Genomic DNA, 14,632 nt, shown 5'->3' with positions numbered 1-14,632 from the left:
ACCACTACGTCTCCCCGCGATTCATCGCCTCGACGTTCGGACGACCGCCTGCCGCGTGACGGCCCGCGACGTGTTGCCCGCCGCATCGGTGGCCGTCGCGCGGACGCGGTACGTGCCGGGCTTCAGCGCGCGGAGCGTCGCGGTGACGGGACCCGCCGCCGGCGCGCGGAGCGTCACCGTCCGCACGGTCGCCCACGTCGTGCGCGTCTTGCCGCGGACCTTGCGCGTGCGGCGCAGCTCGATGGTCGCCTTGACGGTCGCGGCCTCGCTCACGGTGACCTGCAGGCCGGTGCGGGTGAGCGCGAGCGCGCTCGGGGCCGGCGCCGCCGTGTCCTTCGGCGCGGGCTGCGGCGCGGGCCCGGGCACCGGCACCTCGACCGTCCGCGTGACCGTCGGGCCGGGCACCTCGATCGTCACCGTCGGTCCCGGGACCTCCTTGACGACCTCCTTGACGATCGTCTGCGGCTCCTCCGGCTCGGGGAGCGTCGCGAACGAGATCTCCGCCCCGTGCACGACGTCGCCCTCGTCGTTCTCGGCCACCGCCCGCACGTAGTACGTCGTGTCGGGCGTCAGACCCGTCGCGGTCTCGCTCACGAGCCCGGCGACGCTCGGCGCGCCGGTGCCCACGGTCGTCGTGTACACGCCCGGCGCGGTGCCGAGCTCGAAGCGGTGCGCCGTGTTCGTGCCGGACGGTGCGACGACCGCGTTCTGCGCCGCGGTCGTCTGCGTGATCGCGCTCGCGGGCGCGGTCGTGATGCCCGGCCGCGGGAGGACGTTCGCGGTGCCGGCGTCGGTGCCGTTCGTCACGTCGGGGTCGTCGGCCAGCCCCGCGGCCGAGGCGGTGATCGGCAGGGCACCGGTCCGCGTCGCCTGCACCCGCACCGTCACGGTCGCGCTCTGTCCCTGGCCGAGCGCGCCGACCGCGCAGACCACCGGCCCGGTGCCGCTGCACGCGCCCTCGCTCGTCGCGGCGCCGACGTACGTCGCGTCTGCCGGGACCGGCACGGTCACCGTCGACCACGTCGGGTCGCCCGCGACGTTCGTGGCCGTCGCCGTGATCACGGTCTCCCCCGCGATCGTGCTCGGGGCCGCGCCCACCGCGACGGCGAGGTCGGCCTGCGGCGTGAGGACGAGCTCGCGCGGCGACACGCCCGCCGCCACGGACGCCGGTGCCTTCGCGGTCAGCGCGCCGCCGGGCCCACGGTCGTACTGGCGGACGGCGTTCCCGCTCCGGTCCACCGCGTACACGCTGTCCCCGTCTGGCGCGACGGCGACGTCCGCGAGCCCGGTCCCGAGCGACGTGCCGACGACCAGCCCGCCGTCCGGCTGAAGGGTCACGGGCGTGACGCCGGAGGTGCCGCCGAGGTAGAGGTGCTGCCCGTCCGGCGCCACCGCCGCCCAGGACGCCGTGGGCGCTGCCACCGCCGGCCCGGGCGTCAGCCCGCCGCCGGCGCCGACGTCGTACCGCGTGATCTGGCTGCCCGCGAGGTAGAGCCGCGCGCCGTCGGGCGAGAAGACGAGGTCGCGCCCCTCGCCTGCCACGGACGCCGGCGTCTTGGGGGTCAGGCCGCCGCCGGCCCCGCGGTCGTACTGGCGCACGCCCTGGCCGTTCACGGCGACGTAGACCGACCCGCCGTCCGGGCTGACCGCGACGGCGTTGGCGAACGTCGGCCCGAGCGACACCACGCCCGCCGCCGACAGGTCCCCGTCGGGCCCGATCGCGTAGACGTCGACCGTGCCGGCCTCGGTGGCCACGTACAGGTGCCGCCCGTCCGGCGCGATCGCGCCCTCGGCCGGCAGCTCGGTCTGGGACGCGACGTGCGGCGGCGCCTTCGGCGTGAGCGCGCCGGTCGGGCCGACGTCGTACTGGGAGATCGCGTTCGTCGGGTACTCGCTCGCGGTCCGGTTGAGGACGTAGACGCTGTCGCCGTCGGGGCTCACCACCACGCCGTTCGGCCCGCCCGGCGTCGGGACCGCGCCGCCGATCGCGCCGAGCATGCCCGTCGACGCGACGTCGTACTGCGAGACGGTGCTCCCGCTCTCGTTGGTGACGTACGCGGTCGGCGCGGCGGCGGCGCCCGCCGGGGCGAGTGCCGCGCCGAGCAGCACGGTGGTCGTGAGTGCGCGAGCGCGCCGCTTTGCGGTCCTTCGCATGTGGGTCGGTCTCCCGGAGCTGACGGTGGTGCGCCGTCAGTGACGGCGCGTCACAGTATGCAACCACAGCGAGCGGACGCGCAGCGGACGAACGTCCGACGGCCGCTCAGGGGCGCAGGTGAACGGGGAGCGTCTTGAGCTGGTTGATGAACGGGGACTCGGCGTACTGCGGCTGCCCGGCGAGCTCCATGTCCGGGAAGCGCGCGAGCGTCTCCTCGAGCAGGATCTGCAGCTCGAGCCGCGCGAGCGCGGTGCCGAGGCAGAAGTGGCGGCCGCCGGCGCCGAACGCCTGGTGCTCCGGATTGCGCTCGACGTCGAACCGGTCCGGGTCCTCGTAGCGCGTCGCGTCGCGGTTGGAGGACGCGTACCAGAGCACGACCTTGTCGCCCTTGTGGATCGGGCAGCCGCCGAGCTCGGTGTCCTTCGTCGCCGTGCGCGCGAAATGCGCGAACGCGGGGAACATCCGCAGCGCCTCCTCGACGGCGCTCGGCACGAGGCCCGGGTCGGCGAGCAGCTTGGCCCGCTCCTCCGGGTGCTCGAGCAGCGCCCGCATCGCGCTGCAGTACGTCGCCTTCGTCGAGTCGTTGCCGGCCGCGACGAGCAGGAAGAAGCCCATCACGATCTCGTGCTCCTCCAGCCGCTCGCCGTCGATCTCGGCGTGCACGAGGATGCTCGTCAGGTCGTCGGTCGGCTGCGCGCGCCGGGCCGCGATCAGCTCCCCGCAGCGGCGGAAGATCTCCGGGACGTCGCGCTCCATCACGGACTCCAGCCCGTCCGGGTTGAGGTCGGGATCCCCCGCGCCGAGGACCGCGTTCATCAGCCGCGCCCACTCGGCGTCGTCGGCCTCGGGCACGCCCATGAAGCTGTGGATGACGCGCGAGACGACCGGCTGCGCGACGTCGCTGACCAGGTCGCACGTCTCGCGGCCCTCGAGCCGGTCGAGCACGCGCCGGGTGATCGCACGGATCTCGTCGGCGTGCTCGCCGATGCGCTTCGGGGTGAACCCGCGCTGGAAGAGCGCCTTGAGCCGGTCGTGCTTCGGCGGGTCCATCCCGATGAACATCGCCTGGATGAGCGGGAGCGGGATGATGCCGTCGCGCACCGCCGTGATGCCGGTCGCCGACGAGAAGGTCTGCCAGTCGCGGCTGACCGCGTGGACGTCGTCCGCGGTCGTCACCGACCAGAAGCCGTCCTCATCCGGGTACTCGGTGATCACGTCGGTCCAGTGCACCGGACAGCGCTCCCGCAGGTCGCGGAACAGCGCGTGCGGCGGGCCGTCCTGCCAGTGCTCGCGGTCGGTGACGCGGACGTGGGCGAGTGTGTCGCTCGGGGCCTCGGGCTGCGCGGACATGCGACGAGGCTAACGCGGTGTTTGACACGGTGTCAAGCTTGTCTGCCACACCGGATGTCAGAGCGAGCCGCGGGTGTACGTTCGGCCTCTTCGAGCGGAAGGAGCGCACAGCCATGGCCGACCTGGACCGCTACATCCCCGGCGTCCCGTGCTGGATCGACAGCAGCCACCCGGACCCGCTGTCCGCGGGCGACTTCTACCGCGGGCTCTTCGGGTGGGAGCTCGAGGACGCGATGCCCGCCGACGATCCGCGCTCGTACCTGATCGCCCGCCTGCACGGCGGCGACGTGGCCGCGATCTCCGGCCTGCCCGAGGGCGCGCTGCCCGGCACGCCGGCGTGGTGGAACACGTACGTGTGGGTCGAGCGGGCCGACGCCAGCACCCAGCGCGTCCGCGACGCGGGCGGGACCGTGCTCGCCGAGCCGTTCGACGTCTTCGCGGCCGGCCGCATGGCGGTGTGCGCCGACCCCGAGGGCGCGGCCTTCTCGCTCTGGGAGCCGCACGAGCACCGCGGCGCCCAGGTCGTCAACGAGCCGGGGGCGCTCGCGTTCAACGGCCTGTCGACCCGCGACCTCGAGCGCGCGCAGCGCTTCTACGGCGCGGTGTTCGGGTGGGAGCTGCTGCCGCTCGACGCGGGCCTCATGTGGGCCCTGCCCGGCTACGGCGAGCACCTCGAGCGCCGCAGCCCCGGGACGCTCGCGCGGATGGACGCGCTCGGGGCGCCGCGCGGGTTCGCCGACGTCGTGGCGAGCGTCTCGCTGCTCGCCCCGTCGGCGCGTGAGACGCCCGCGCACTGGGGCGTGACGTTCGCGGTCGCCGACGCGCGCGTGTCCGCGGCCCGCGCCGAGCAGCTCGGCGGCGTGGTCGTCGCGGCGCCGCTCGACGTGCCGTGGTCGCGCATCGCGGTTCTCGCCGACCCGCAGGGCGCGATGTTCGTCATCAGCCAGTTCGTGCCGGAGAACCGCGACGTGGAGGCGCCTGCCGGCGAGGGGGTGCGCGCCTAGGGCCGCCTAGACTCGCGGCGTGGCCGTCGGCGCGCCGAGCTCACAGGAGTCCTGGGACGAGTTCTTCAGCGCGTTCTACCTGCGCGCGTTCGGCGAGGCCGGCAGCGAGGAGGAGGCGCGCGAGCAGGCGCTGGCGGCCGCGCGGATGGCCGGCTGCGCGCCGGGCGCCGACGTGCTCGACGTCGCGTGCGGGTTCGCGCGCCACGCGATCCCGCTCGCCCGCGCCGGGTACCGCGTCGTCGGCGTGGACCGCTCCGAGGCGCTGCTGGCCGAGGGTCGCCGCCGGGCGGGAGCGGACGCCGGCGACGACGGCGCGGCGGCGCCGGACCTCGTCCACGCCGACTACCGCCGGCTCCCGTTCCCCGACGACGCGTTCGACGGTGCGCTCAACCTCTTCTCGTCGCTCGGCTACCTCGGCGACGAGGAGGACGAGAAGGCGCTCGCGGAGATCGGGCGCGTGCTGCGGCCCGGCGGGCGGCTGGTCGTGGAGACGATGCACCGCGACGCGGTCGTCAAAGGCTGGGTGCCGCAGACGTGGCAGCGGGTCGGCGCGGGCCGCCTGCTGCTCGAGCAGCGCGCGTTCGACCCCGCCTCGGGTGTCGCGCAGACGACGCAGACGCTGCTCGAGGGGAGCGGCGAGCGCGACTCGCGCACGTTCTCCGTCCGCGTCTACGCGGCGACCGAGCTCGTCGCGATGCTCCAGCGCGCCGGCTTCGCGGAGGTCAGGTGCTTCGGCGACCTGGACGGCGCGCCGCTCACCACCGATGGCCGCCTGGTCATCGCCGCCTCCCGCTGAGCCGTCAGTCGCGCCGCGCGGCGCCCGAGCGGGCGTACGTGCCGAGGTCGGCGAGGAACGCCAGGATCACGAAGAACCACTCGAAGCCGGCGACCTCGCGCCCGCTCCCCCAGTCCCAGAACGCCGCGTAGGACAGCGTCGTCCACGGCAGCAGGAAGAACCCGAGCAGGGGCAGCGCCCAGCTGTCGAACGCGCGGCTCAGGGTGTCGCTGAACAGCCACACGAAGAACAGCGCCAGCCGCGGCGAGATCAGCGCGAGCACGACGGCGAAGCAGCCCACGCGCACGAGTCTGCCTGGCCGCGCCGGAGAAGGCAATGTGCGCGACGCCCTCCTGCGCGCGCGGGCGGGCGCCTCAGGTCATGTCGCCGAACGGGTCCGGCCGGCGCAGCCACGCACGGACCTCGCCGGCGGCCACCACCGGCTCCCCGTCGTCGGTGAAGCCCATCACGGGCAGCTCGTCCCGCTCGACCGCCCGTGCGACCCAGTCCGGGCGCACGTCGAGCCACCGCGCGACGTCGGCCGGGCGGAGCAGGTCGTGGTCGGCGGGCTCGGGCAGCGGATCTGCGGGCGACACCGCCGTCAGTGTGACGTGCCGTGCGCGGCCGCGCGTCTGCGGCGGCGGTACTCGGCCCCCGCGAGCGCCAGGCCGATGAGGATCGGGACGATGATCTCGGCCGCCTCCAGGACGGCCTTGACCCAGCCCGGCAGGGTGATGTCGGGCAGGTCGACCTCGGGCCACGGGATCGACGGGAGGTCGAGCGACGGCAGGTCGACGTCCGGGAACGGGATCGACGGCAGGAGCCCCGCGAGCAGGTTGATGCCGATGAGGCCGATCAGGATCGGCGCGACCTTCCCCGCGACGTGCCGCGCCGAGAAGAGCAGCGGGTGCGCCTGGGCCCACGCCTCGCGCCGGGCCTCGCGGCTGCCGGGCTCGGGTGCGAGCGGCACGGGCTCGCCGCCGGGGACGCGCAGCTCAGCGCGCTGGATCGACTCGCCCGTGAACCCGAGCCAGACGTGCACCTCGACGCCGTCCTCGGCCCCGTCGCCGTCGAGCGGGAGCCGCAGGCGGCGCCCCTGCTCGCCGCGGACCACGCGCTCGTCCCCGTCGACGAGCAGCCGCGCGCGCTTGCCCGTCCACGAGCTGACCGGTTCGACCTCGAGCCGCTGTCCCTGGAACGTCGTCGCGAACCGCGCTCCCGCCATGCGCGCCGACAGTACCGTGCAGCGCTCGCCGAGGCCGGCGACGCCGTAAGGTCCCCGGCGATGACCGGGGAGGGCCAGCTGGTCGATGTCGGCGACGTGCGCCTGTGGACGCTGGAGGCGGGCCCGCGCGACGGGCCGCTCGTCGTGCTCGTCCACGGCTTCCCGGAGCTGTCGTTCTCCTGGCGCCACCAGATCGGCCCGCTGGCCGAGGCGGGATACCGGGTGCTCGCCGCCGACAACCGAGGCGCCGGCGGCTCGGACCGCCCGGAGGCGATCGAGGCGTACGCGATCACCGAGCTCGTGCGCGACGTGACCGGGCTCATCGACCACGCGGGCGCCGAGCGCGCCGTGGTGATCGGCCACGACTGGGGCGCGGACGTCGCGTGGAAGACGGCGTGGATCGCGCCCGAGCGCGTCGCCGCGGTCGCCGGGCTGAGCGTCCCGTTCGTCCCGCGCGCGCCCGCGCCGCCGCTCGGCATCATGCGCGCGCACCTGGGCGAGGACTTCTACATGGTGTGGATGCAGGAGCCGGGCGTCGCGGAGGCGGCGCTGGAGCGCGACGTGCGCCGCACGCTGGCGACCACGCGGACGTGGACGGCGCAGTGGGCCGCCGAGACGGACGACGACCCGCCGACGCCGCGGTTCCTCGGCGACGCCGAGCTGGCCGTCTACGTCGAGTCGTACCGGCGGACGGGCTTCGCGGGCGGGCTCGCGCTCTACCGCAACCTCGACCGCAACTGGGAGCTGACCGCGCCCTACGAGGACCGCCGCATCACGCAGCCCGCGCTCTTCCTGACCGGCGAGCGCGACCCGGTGCGGCGCTTCATGCCCGCCGAGGCGATGGACGGCTGGGTCACCGACCTGCGCCGCGCGGTCGTCGTCCCCGGCGCCGGTCACTGGGTCAACCAGGAGGCGCCGGAGACGGTGAACGCGGAGCTGCTGCGGTGGCTCGGCGAGGTCGCGCCGGTCTAGGCGCCGCGCTTCTCGCAGGTCCGGTAGCGGCGGGTGATCGCGATCCGGTTGCCCTTCTGCGTCCGCGCGGCGAGCTCCACCGTGTACGTGCCGCGCGGCTTGCCGCGCAGATCGACCGTGACGCTGCGGCTCCGCGACGTCAGCCGCGCGATGCGCTGGCCGTCGAGCGTCACGGTCCCGGACGCCACGCGCGTGCGCTTCGGCAGCCAGGCCGAGAGCGAGAAGGTGCGCCGGCTCACGCAGACGCGCGGGGTCGGCGGCTCCTGGCGCGGGGCGGCGGCGGGCGGCGCCGGGGGCGCGGGCCGCTCCGGCGTGGGCGGCGGCTTCTCCTCCTCCTTCGGAGCGGTCCCGGTGCCGGTGAGCGCGACCGCGCCGTCGCTCGTGTTGTCGGCGAGGGTCAGCGTCGCCGTGCGCGTGCCCGCCGCGCCGGGCGTGAACCGCACGCGCACGGTGCACGTGCCGCCCGCGGCGACCGCCACGTCGGTGCAGTCGTCGTCGACGACGACGAAGTCCGCCGCGTTCGCGCCGCCGAGCGTGAGGCCGGTGACGAAGAGGCCGGCGTTCGGCCCGGCGGTGAGCGTCACGTCCTGCTCGCCCGCGACGCCGATGTCGCGCGCCGCGAACGCCGTGCCGCTCGCGGTCCGCGTGCCCGCCGGCGTCCACAGCTCGGTCGAGGCGATCGGCGTGCTGCCGGCGCCGTTGCCGTCGCCCCCGCCGACGACGAGCAGGCGGCCGTCGTCCAGGGCGGCCGACGCGTGATCCTGCCGCGGGGTCGCCATCGGCGCGAGCGCGGTCCACGTGCCCGCGGCCGGGTCGAAGCGCTCGAACGCCGTGCTCGGGCCGCCGCCGATCGCGACGACGCTGCCGTCCGCGAGCTGCTCGAGGCTCAGCCGCCGGCCGGCCGTGACGAGCCCGGTCGCCGACGCACCCCACGTGTTCGTGGCCGGGTCGTAGAGCTCCGAGGTGGTCGGAGCCGACGTCGGCGCGTCGTCGCCCGCGACGAGCACACGGCCGTCCGCGAGGGTGACCGCAGGGGCGGGCGTACGCGCGACGGCGAGGTCCGGGGTCGTCATCCACGACCCCGTCGCGGGGTCGTAGATCTCGGCGTCAGGCTGCGGCACGGTGGGCGGGATGGTCTCCAGCCCGCCGACGACGAGGACGCGGCCGTCCTGCAGGCGCGTCGCCGTGGCGTGGTCGCGGCCCGCGGCGAGGCTTGCGGTCGGCGACCACGTGTTGGTGACCGGGTCGTAGATCTCCGCGGAGAACAGCTCGTTCGTGAAGTTCGCCTGGGTGCTGCCGCCCGCGACGAGGACGCGCCCGTCGGCCAGCCGCACGGCGATGTGCCGCCCGCGCGCGGTGCCCATGCTCCCGCCGGGCGTCCAGGCGCCCGTCGCAGGGTCGTAGATCTCGGCCGAGGACAGCGCGCCGCCACCGGCGCCGAACCCGCCCGCCACCAGCACGCGCCCGTCGGCGAGCACCGTCACGCTGTGGCTGTCGCGCGCGGCCGCGAGGTCGGCTGTCGGCGTCCACGTGCGGGTGTCCGGGTCGAACAGGTCCGCGTTGGCGCGCCGCGACCCCATCCCGATCCCGCCGGCGGACAGCACGCGGCCGTCGTCGAGCACGACGGCCTCCAGGTTCTCCGCGGCCTGGCGGAGCGGTCCGGTGGAGCTCCACCCCGCGGCCGCCCAGGCCTCGCCGCCACCCGCGGCCAGCGCTGCCAGCGCCAGTCCGCACACCACCGTCATCCGTGCGCGCATACGGCGCGTGACCGTACTGGATGAGCGGGACGGCGCCAGGGTGTCAGCGCAGAGCGGCCCCGGCGAGGACGTGGCGCCGCGCGAGCGCCTCGGCCTCGTCCGCGTCGCCGGCGCGGATCGCCGCGGCCAGCTGGTCGTGCTCGCCGGCCCGTCCATCGTACGGCCGCGCGTGCGCCGCGACGACGAGCCGGTCCCACACGGCCGCAAGCGCGTCGTGGCACGCGGCGTTGGCCGCGAGGGTGGCGATCGCGCGGTGGAAGTGGCGGTCCGCGACCGCGGCGGCGACCGCGTCGATCCCCACGGCGCCGGTCTCCCCTGCCAGCGCCGTCAGCCGCCGCAAGGCCGCGGGCGACGCCTCTCCCGCCGCGACCCGCGCGGCCGCCAGCCGCGCCGCGAGCGCCTCCAGCGCCGCGCGCACCTCCAGCGTCGCCGCGAGCTGCGCCGCATCCATCGCGACCACGTGCATCCCGCCGTCCTCGTCGGCGGTCAGCAGCCCTTCGCCCTCGAGCCGCCGCAGCGCCTCGCGCAGGGTCGTCCGGCCGACGCCGAGCCGGTCCATGACGTGCGCCTCGACGACCCGCCGGCCGGCGGGAAGCTCGCCGCGCAGCACCATCAGGCGCACCAGCTCGACGGTTCCCGAGACGCGGCTCACCGGTATCGGGTCTAGCAGGCGATCACGGCGCCGGATCGTCGCGCGCGGCCTCGGCGACGACGTCCGAGCCGGGCCGGGCGTGGTCGTCCCTGCGCTTGAGCAGGAGCCACTGCGCCTTCTCGCCGCGCCCGCGCGTGCGCTGGAGCGCGAACCCGCCCTGCAGCCGCGCGCCGTGCAGGACGAACACCGCGTGTCCGCGCTCGAGCGCCTCCGGCCACGTGACGCGGCCGCCCTGCTCGTACGGGCCGCGGTCCCACGTGCGGACCCAGCCGCCGCCGGTCTCGCCCTGGAAGTCGTTGTACGCGAGGCTGTGGTCGGCGACCTCGACGGCCAGCCGCTTGACCGCCGGGTCCATCGTCGGCCCCTTCGGCAGCGCCCACGAGCGCATGACGCCGCCGACCTGCAGGCGCAGGTCGAAGTGGTGCGACGTGGCCTGGTGCTCCTGCACGACGAACTCGCCGTGCGGGACGCCGCGGACCGCCATCTGCTCGTGGCCCTCGACCTTCGCCTTCGTCTCCTGCGCGTGGCCGCCGAACGACGTGCGCAGCCGCTCGACCGCGTCCTGCTCGCCCTCGGCGTGCACCCGGACCGCGTCCTCGTCGCGGCGCACCCACCCGAGGAGCCCGAGCTCCCGGGCGAGCGCGAGCACGGCGTCGCGCACCGCCTCGTCGCCTCCCGGGAGCGCCGCCCGCAACGCCGTCTTCGCCATGGCGCCGCAGTCTGACGGGCCTCAGCGCGTGAGGGTGTAGTCGCGGCCGCCGAAGCAGGCGTCGAACTCCATCCGCGGCGTGCCGGTGACCGGGTCGGCGCCGTTGACCGGCGGGCGGTACTCGACCGAGGCGTTGCCGGTGATGCGCCCGTTCGCGACGCGGCCGCTGAACTTGAGCTTCGTCAGGCCGTAGCCGGCGGTCGCCTCCCACGCGAAGCTGCCGTCGGCGCCGACCGTCGGCCGCGCGTCGTCGCCGACCATCGCGAAGTGGTGGTTCGACGCGGCCTTGCTCTTGGCGCAGGTCAGGCCCATCGTGCCGCTGAAGCTGCGGACGACGCCGCCCTGGATGACGAGCACCCAGTCGGCCCCGGCGCCCTCGCCGTGGTACTCGCCGTCGATGCCGCCGCCGCGCGTGTCCCCGCCGCCGCTCGGCGCCTTGCCACCGCCGCCGCTGTTGCCGCGCTCCTTGGCCACGGTCACGGCCGCCTTCGTCGTCGCCGCCTTGCCGACCGGCCCGCGCAGCGCGGCGGCCACCTGCAGCTTGCCCGCGCGCGGCGGGACGCCCTTCGTCCGCACCGCGATCGCCGCCGTCGCGCCCGCCGCGAGCTTGACCTTGGCGGTGCCCGCGCTGCGGCGCCCGCGCGTGACGCGCAACGTCCCGGTCAGGGAGAAGTCGTACGGGTTGGTGACCGTCACCGAGACGGTCCGCCCCTTGCGCGTCGCGCTGCGCGCGATGGTGACCTTCGGGCCGCGCCTGCGGACCTCCGCGTAGCGGTCCTGCGGGACGATCGGGCCGCTCCCGCCGCCGGTCGCCGGCGGCGGCGTGGGCGCGGGCACCGGCGCGGGCCCGGGGGCCGGCGGGGTCGGCGGCGGCGCGCCGCCGCCGCAGAAGACGCACAGGTCCTGGGACTCGTCGCCGAGCCCGTCGCGATCGGCATCCGGCTCGACGACCGCCTGCAGCGCGAGGTAGCCGCGCTCGGCGTGGTCGGCGTCGCGCGCGCTGCCCTCGGCCAGCGCCGGGCTCCACCCGAGCAGCACGTCGGAGTCGAAGAGCGACTCGACCGCTCCGATCGCCGCGCCCGGCGTCAGCTCGACCCCGAGCAGCTCCTCGCCGTCGAGCCGCAGGCCGCCCGCGCCGGCCACGGTCGCGCCGGTGAGCGCGACCGGCGCCGTCGCCGCACCGGCGCTCACGCTCCCGTCGCCGTTCACCGTCAGCCGCCGCAGCCGGGCCGCCCCGCCGTCCCCGCGCACGACCCACCCGGTGACGACGTGCGGCCCCGCCGGCACGCGCTGGTCGACCGCCGACAGCCGCGCCTGCACGACCGTGCACCCGGCCGGGCAGGCCAGCTCGGACCCTGTCAGCACGCCGTCGGGGTGCTGGCCGATCGTCGTCGCGGCGGGCGCGGTCGCAGGTGCCGCGAGCACCGCGGCGGCGAGGGCGGGCAGGAGGAGCTTCCGGGGCATGGACGGCGACGCTAGGCGTCGCGCGCCGCCCCGACATCGGCGGAAGCCCTGACGTCAGTCGTCCCCGGCGGCCCCGATGACCGCGTGGCTCGACACCGCGCGCGCGATCACCTTCCCGTCCTGCGTGATCTCCGCCTCCCCGGCCGCGACCGTCCGCCCGGCGCGCACGCAGCGGCCGACGCACGTGAGCGTCCTCCCCGGCAGGCCCGCGCGCAGGTACTGGACGCTGAGGTGCGTGTGCGGCGCGGGCCGCCCGGGCGGGAGCTGCGAGTGGACGGCCCACCCGGTGGTGGAGTCGAGCAACGAGGCGAGGTAGCCGCCGTGCAGAATGCCGGCGCCGTTGGCGTGCTCGGGCAGCGGATCGGCCTCGATCACGACGCGGTCGGCGCTCCGCTCCACGAGGCGGAAGCCGAGCGACGTGCTGAACGGGCCGGGTGAGGTGCGCTCGTGGTCGTCGGTCACGGACGGCATCATCCCGTGTCAGCGGACCGACAGCCCGCCGTCGACGAACAGGGCCTGGCCGGTCACGTAGGCCGAGGCGCGGCTGGCGAGGAAGACCGCGGCGCCCGCGAAGTCCTCCGCCAGGCCGTTGCGGCCGACGTGCGTGCGCGCCGCGAGCTGGCGCACGAGCTCCGGGTCGCCGGCCATCCGCGCGTTGAGCGGCGTGAGCACGACCCCGGGCACGAGCGTGTTGGCGGTGACGCCGTGCACCGACCACGCCTCGGCCTGGGAGCGCGCGAGGGCCTCCAGCCCGCCCTTCGAGACGCCGTACGCGCCGCTCTGGGCGAACGCGCGGTGCGCCTGCTGGGAGGTGACGTGGATGAGCCGGCCGAACCCGCGCTCGGCCATCCCCGGCCCGAACCGCTGGCCGAGCAGGAACGGCGCCTCGAGGTTGAGCGCCATCGTCACGTCCCAGACGTCGTCGGTCAGCTCGCCGAGCGGCGGGCGGAGGTTGATGCCGGCGGAGCTGACGACGATGTCGGGCTCGCCGAACGCCTGCGCGGCTGCGTCCGCCGCGGCGCGGACGCCCGCGCGCGTGCTCAGGTCGGCGCTGACGTGGGCCGCCTCAGCGCCCGCGGCGCGCAGCTCGTCGACCGTCGCCACGAGCTCCGCCTCACGGCGGGCGACGACGACGGTCCGCGCGCCGGCGCGCGCGAGCGCCTCCGCGATCGCGCGCCCGATGCCCGAGCTGCCGCCGGTCACGAGCGCCGTCAGGCCGGCGAGCGAGAAGAGGTCGGTGAGGTAGGCGTTGGGGGCGGTCACGGTCACGCACCGTAACCCCAAGGGCTCCCCGACCCGGGCGTGGCACCCGGTAATCGCCCGGTAGCGCACAGGGTGTGAAGTGGTCCCATGTTCCCCGGCCACTCCCACCAGATCGAGCTCCAGGACGATGCGGACGCACCGGTGCTCTCCGACCTCGCGGCGCTGGACTCCGCGCGCCCGCTCACCGTCCCGGCCCTCGTGATCCAGGTCGACGGCGAGGCGCGCGCGGCGCTGTCGCTGGTCGACGACCGCGTGGTCGCCGACCCGTTCCACCGCACGCACGAGCTCGTCACCATCCTGCGCCTGCACGCCTCGGGCATGCGGGCCTACGAGCTCCAGCCCTCGCTGCGCGAGCGCATCACCCGTCAGCTGCGCCGCCGCGGCGTGGCGCCCGCGACAGCGGCCTGAGCCGCCCACGCCGCTCCGGCCCGGCTCCCGCGGGCTCGGGAGGCGCGTGAGGCTACGGCCGCACGCCGACGGCCTTGAAGAACGTGTAGGAGAAGACGCCGTCGGGCTCGGTCGTGCGGTGGAGCGCGCGGATGCCCGCGTCGAACGCCGCCGCGTCGATGAGGCCGGCGTCGAGCGCGGGCTCACGGACGCCCTCGATCATCGCGGTGAACGTGCGGCGGGTGAACCCCTCGACGAGGTCCGGGCGGCTGGCGTCGGCGTAGACGTTGCGCGGCGCGACGTGGACGTCGGCGAACCCGGCCGAGCGCAGCAGCGGGTAGAGCCGCCGACCGATCAGCGCGTCGCCGCCCGCCGCGCGCTGCATGTCGACCTGGACCTGGATGGCCGCGCGGGCCGCGTCGCTGTCGGGGTGGAAGAACGTGGAGCCGTGGTCGCCCTCGATCACGGTCAGCGTGCCGCCGGGCCGCAGCACCGCGCCGAGGCGGACGAGCGCGTCCGCGGGGTCGCTCAGGTGCTCGAGCACGAAGCAGACGAAGACGTGGTCGAACGCGGCGTCGCCGAACGGGAGGTCGAGCAGGTCGGCCTGGCGCAGCTCGACGTTGGTGACGCCGGCGGCCTCGACCCGCGCGCGGGCCTGCGCGACCGAGTCGGCGGAGAGGTCGACGGAGACGAACCGCGCCTCGGGACTGCGGCGCGCGAGCGTGACGGTCTGGGCGCCGACGCCGCAGCCGGCCTCCAGGACGGTGGCTCCGGCGGGGTACGCGGTGCCGTCGTGCAGGAGCGCGGTGAGCGTCCCGGCCTGGTCGTGGAGGCGCTCGCTCTCCCGCGGGTCGTAGCCGTGCACGTACGTGTCGGGAGCCATGTTCCCCATCCTTGTCGATTTCGGCGTGCGCCGTTT

At 75.8% G+C, this 14,632-nt stretch carries 16 protein-coding genes; 4 read left to right on the top strand and 12 right to left on the bottom strand.

Annotated elements, in window-relative coordinates; translation table 11 throughout:
- Positions 1 to 21: 21 nt before the first annotated feature.
- Positions 22 to 2,154: a beta-propeller fold lactonase family protein gene (locus tag AC1UE5_RS19480; protein ID WP_482926618.1), complete on the bottom strand. Its 2,133-nt coding sequence runs from the start codon at positions 2,152 to 2,154 to the stop codon at positions 22 to 24.
- A gap of 106 nt (positions 2,155 to 2,260) precedes the next feature.
- On the bottom strand, positions 2,261 to 3,505 hold the full coding sequence (locus AC1UE5_RS19475) for a cytochrome P450 (protein ID WP_482926616.1): 1,245 nt from the start codon (positions 3,503 to 3,505) through the stop codon (positions 2,261 to 2,263).
- Between the two features lie 113 nt (positions 3,506 to 3,618).
- On the opposite strand from AC1UE5_RS19475, the gene AC1UE5_RS19470 reads away from it, so the two are divergent.
- Positions 3,619 to 4,509, top strand: a complete 891-nt coding sequence (locus AC1UE5_RS19470; RefSeq protein WP_482926614.1) for a VOC family protein — start codon at positions 3,619 to 3,621, stop codon at positions 4,507 to 4,509.
- Between the two features lie 19 nt (positions 4,510 to 4,528).
- Entirely contained in the window at positions 4,529 to 5,305 is a 777-nt protein-coding gene (locus AC1UE5_RS19465; protein ID WP_482926612.1) for a class I SAM-dependent methyltransferase, read from the top strand.
- Positions 5,306 to 5,309: 4 nt separating this feature from the next.
- Here AC1UE5_RS19465 and AC1UE5_RS19460 read toward each other — a convergent pair whose 3' ends face one another.
- From AC1UE5_RS19460 to AC1UE5_RS19450, 3 genes are all read right to left on the bottom strand, one after another.
- Complete coding sequence (locus tag AC1UE5_RS19460) at positions 5,310 to 5,585, bottom strand: hypothetical protein (protein WP_482926610.1); 276 nt, start codon at positions 5,583 to 5,585, stop codon at positions 5,310 to 5,312.
- A gap of 73 nt (positions 5,586 to 5,658) precedes the next feature.
- A complete protein-coding gene (locus AC1UE5_RS19455; RefSeq protein ID WP_482926608.1) occupies positions 5,659 to 5,880 on the bottom strand; it encodes a hypothetical protein in 222 nt (73 codons plus the stop codon).
- 5 nt (positions 5,881 to 5,885) lie between these two features.
- Positions 5,886 to 6,509: a hypothetical protein gene (locus AC1UE5_RS19450; protein ID WP_482926606.1), complete on the bottom strand. Its 624-nt coding sequence runs from the start codon at positions 6,507 to 6,509 to the stop codon at positions 5,886 to 5,888.
- Positions 6,510 to 6,569: 60 nt separating this feature from the next.
- Here AC1UE5_RS19450 and AC1UE5_RS19445 point away from each other — a divergent pair, with 60 nt between their 5' ends.
- Positions 6,570 to 7,481 carry an alpha/beta fold hydrolase gene (locus AC1UE5_RS19445; protein WP_482926604.1) on the top strand — a complete coding sequence of 304 codons (912 nt, stop codon included), beginning with the start codon at positions 6,570 to 6,572 and terminating at the stop codon, positions 7,479 to 7,481.
- On the opposite strand, the gene AC1UE5_RS19440 is transcribed toward AC1UE5_RS19445, so the two are convergent.
- Genes AC1UE5_RS19440 through AC1UE5_RS19415 form a run of 6 tightly spaced genes read right to left on the bottom strand, consistent with a single transcriptional unit; the run spans position 7,478 to position 13,326 of the window.
- Positions 7,478 to 9,238 (bottom strand): Kelch repeat-containing protein, encoded by a 1,761-nt coding sequence (locus AC1UE5_RS19440; protein ID WP_482926602.1) that lies wholly within the window; start codon positions 9,236 to 9,238, stop codon positions 7,478 to 7,480. The genes AC1UE5_RS19445 and AC1UE5_RS19440 overlap by 4 nt on opposite strands.
- Positions 9,239 to 9,281: 43 nt before the next feature.
- Entirely contained in the window at positions 9,282 to 9,890 is a 609-nt protein-coding gene (locus AC1UE5_RS19435) for an FCD domain-containing protein (RefSeq protein ID WP_482926600.1), read from the bottom strand.
- 22 nt (positions 9,891 to 9,912) lie between these two features.
- Positions 9,913 to 10,599 carry a DNA polymerase ligase N-terminal domain-containing protein gene (locus tag AC1UE5_RS19430; protein ID WP_482926598.1) on the bottom strand — a complete coding sequence of 229 codons (687 nt, stop codon included), beginning with the start codon at positions 10,597 to 10,599 and terminating at the stop codon, positions 9,913 to 9,915.
- A 21-nt stretch (positions 10,600 to 10,620) separates the two neighbouring features.
- Positions 10,621 to 12,063, bottom strand: a complete 1,443-nt coding sequence (locus tag AC1UE5_RS19425) for a hypothetical protein (RefSeq protein ID WP_482926596.1) — start codon at positions 12,061 to 12,063, stop codon at positions 10,621 to 10,623.
- A gap of 54 nt (positions 12,064 to 12,117) precedes the next feature.
- Positions 12,118 to 12,525, bottom strand: coding sequence for a PaaI family thioesterase (locus AC1UE5_RS19420; protein ID WP_482926594.1), 408 nt, complete (start codon positions 12,523 to 12,525; stop codon positions 12,118 to 12,120).
- Between the two features lie 18 nt (positions 12,526 to 12,543).
- Positions 12,544 to 13,326 (bottom strand): SDR family NAD(P)-dependent oxidoreductase, encoded by a 783-nt coding sequence (locus AC1UE5_RS19415; RefSeq protein ID WP_482926592.1) that lies wholly within the window; start codon positions 13,324 to 13,326, stop codon positions 12,544 to 12,546.
- Between the two features lie 87 nt (positions 13,327 to 13,413).
- On the opposite strand from AC1UE5_RS19415, the gene AC1UE5_RS19410 reads away from it, so the two are divergent.
- Complete coding sequence (locus AC1UE5_RS19410; protein ID WP_482926590.1) at positions 13,414 to 13,734, top strand: hypothetical protein; 321 nt, start codon at positions 13,414 to 13,416, stop codon at positions 13,732 to 13,734.
- 52 nt (positions 13,735 to 13,786) lie between these two features.
- Here AC1UE5_RS19410 and AC1UE5_RS19405 read toward each other — a convergent pair whose 3' ends face one another.
- Entirely contained in the window at positions 13,787 to 14,596 is an 810-nt protein-coding gene (locus AC1UE5_RS19405; RefSeq protein WP_482926588.1) for a methyltransferase domain-containing protein, read from the bottom strand.
- Positions 14,597 to 14,632 lie beyond the last annotated feature (36 nt).

Source organism: Parviterribacter multiflagellatus, assembly GCF_056863265.1.
This window is presented reverse-complemented; position numbering and strand designations above follow the sequence as displayed.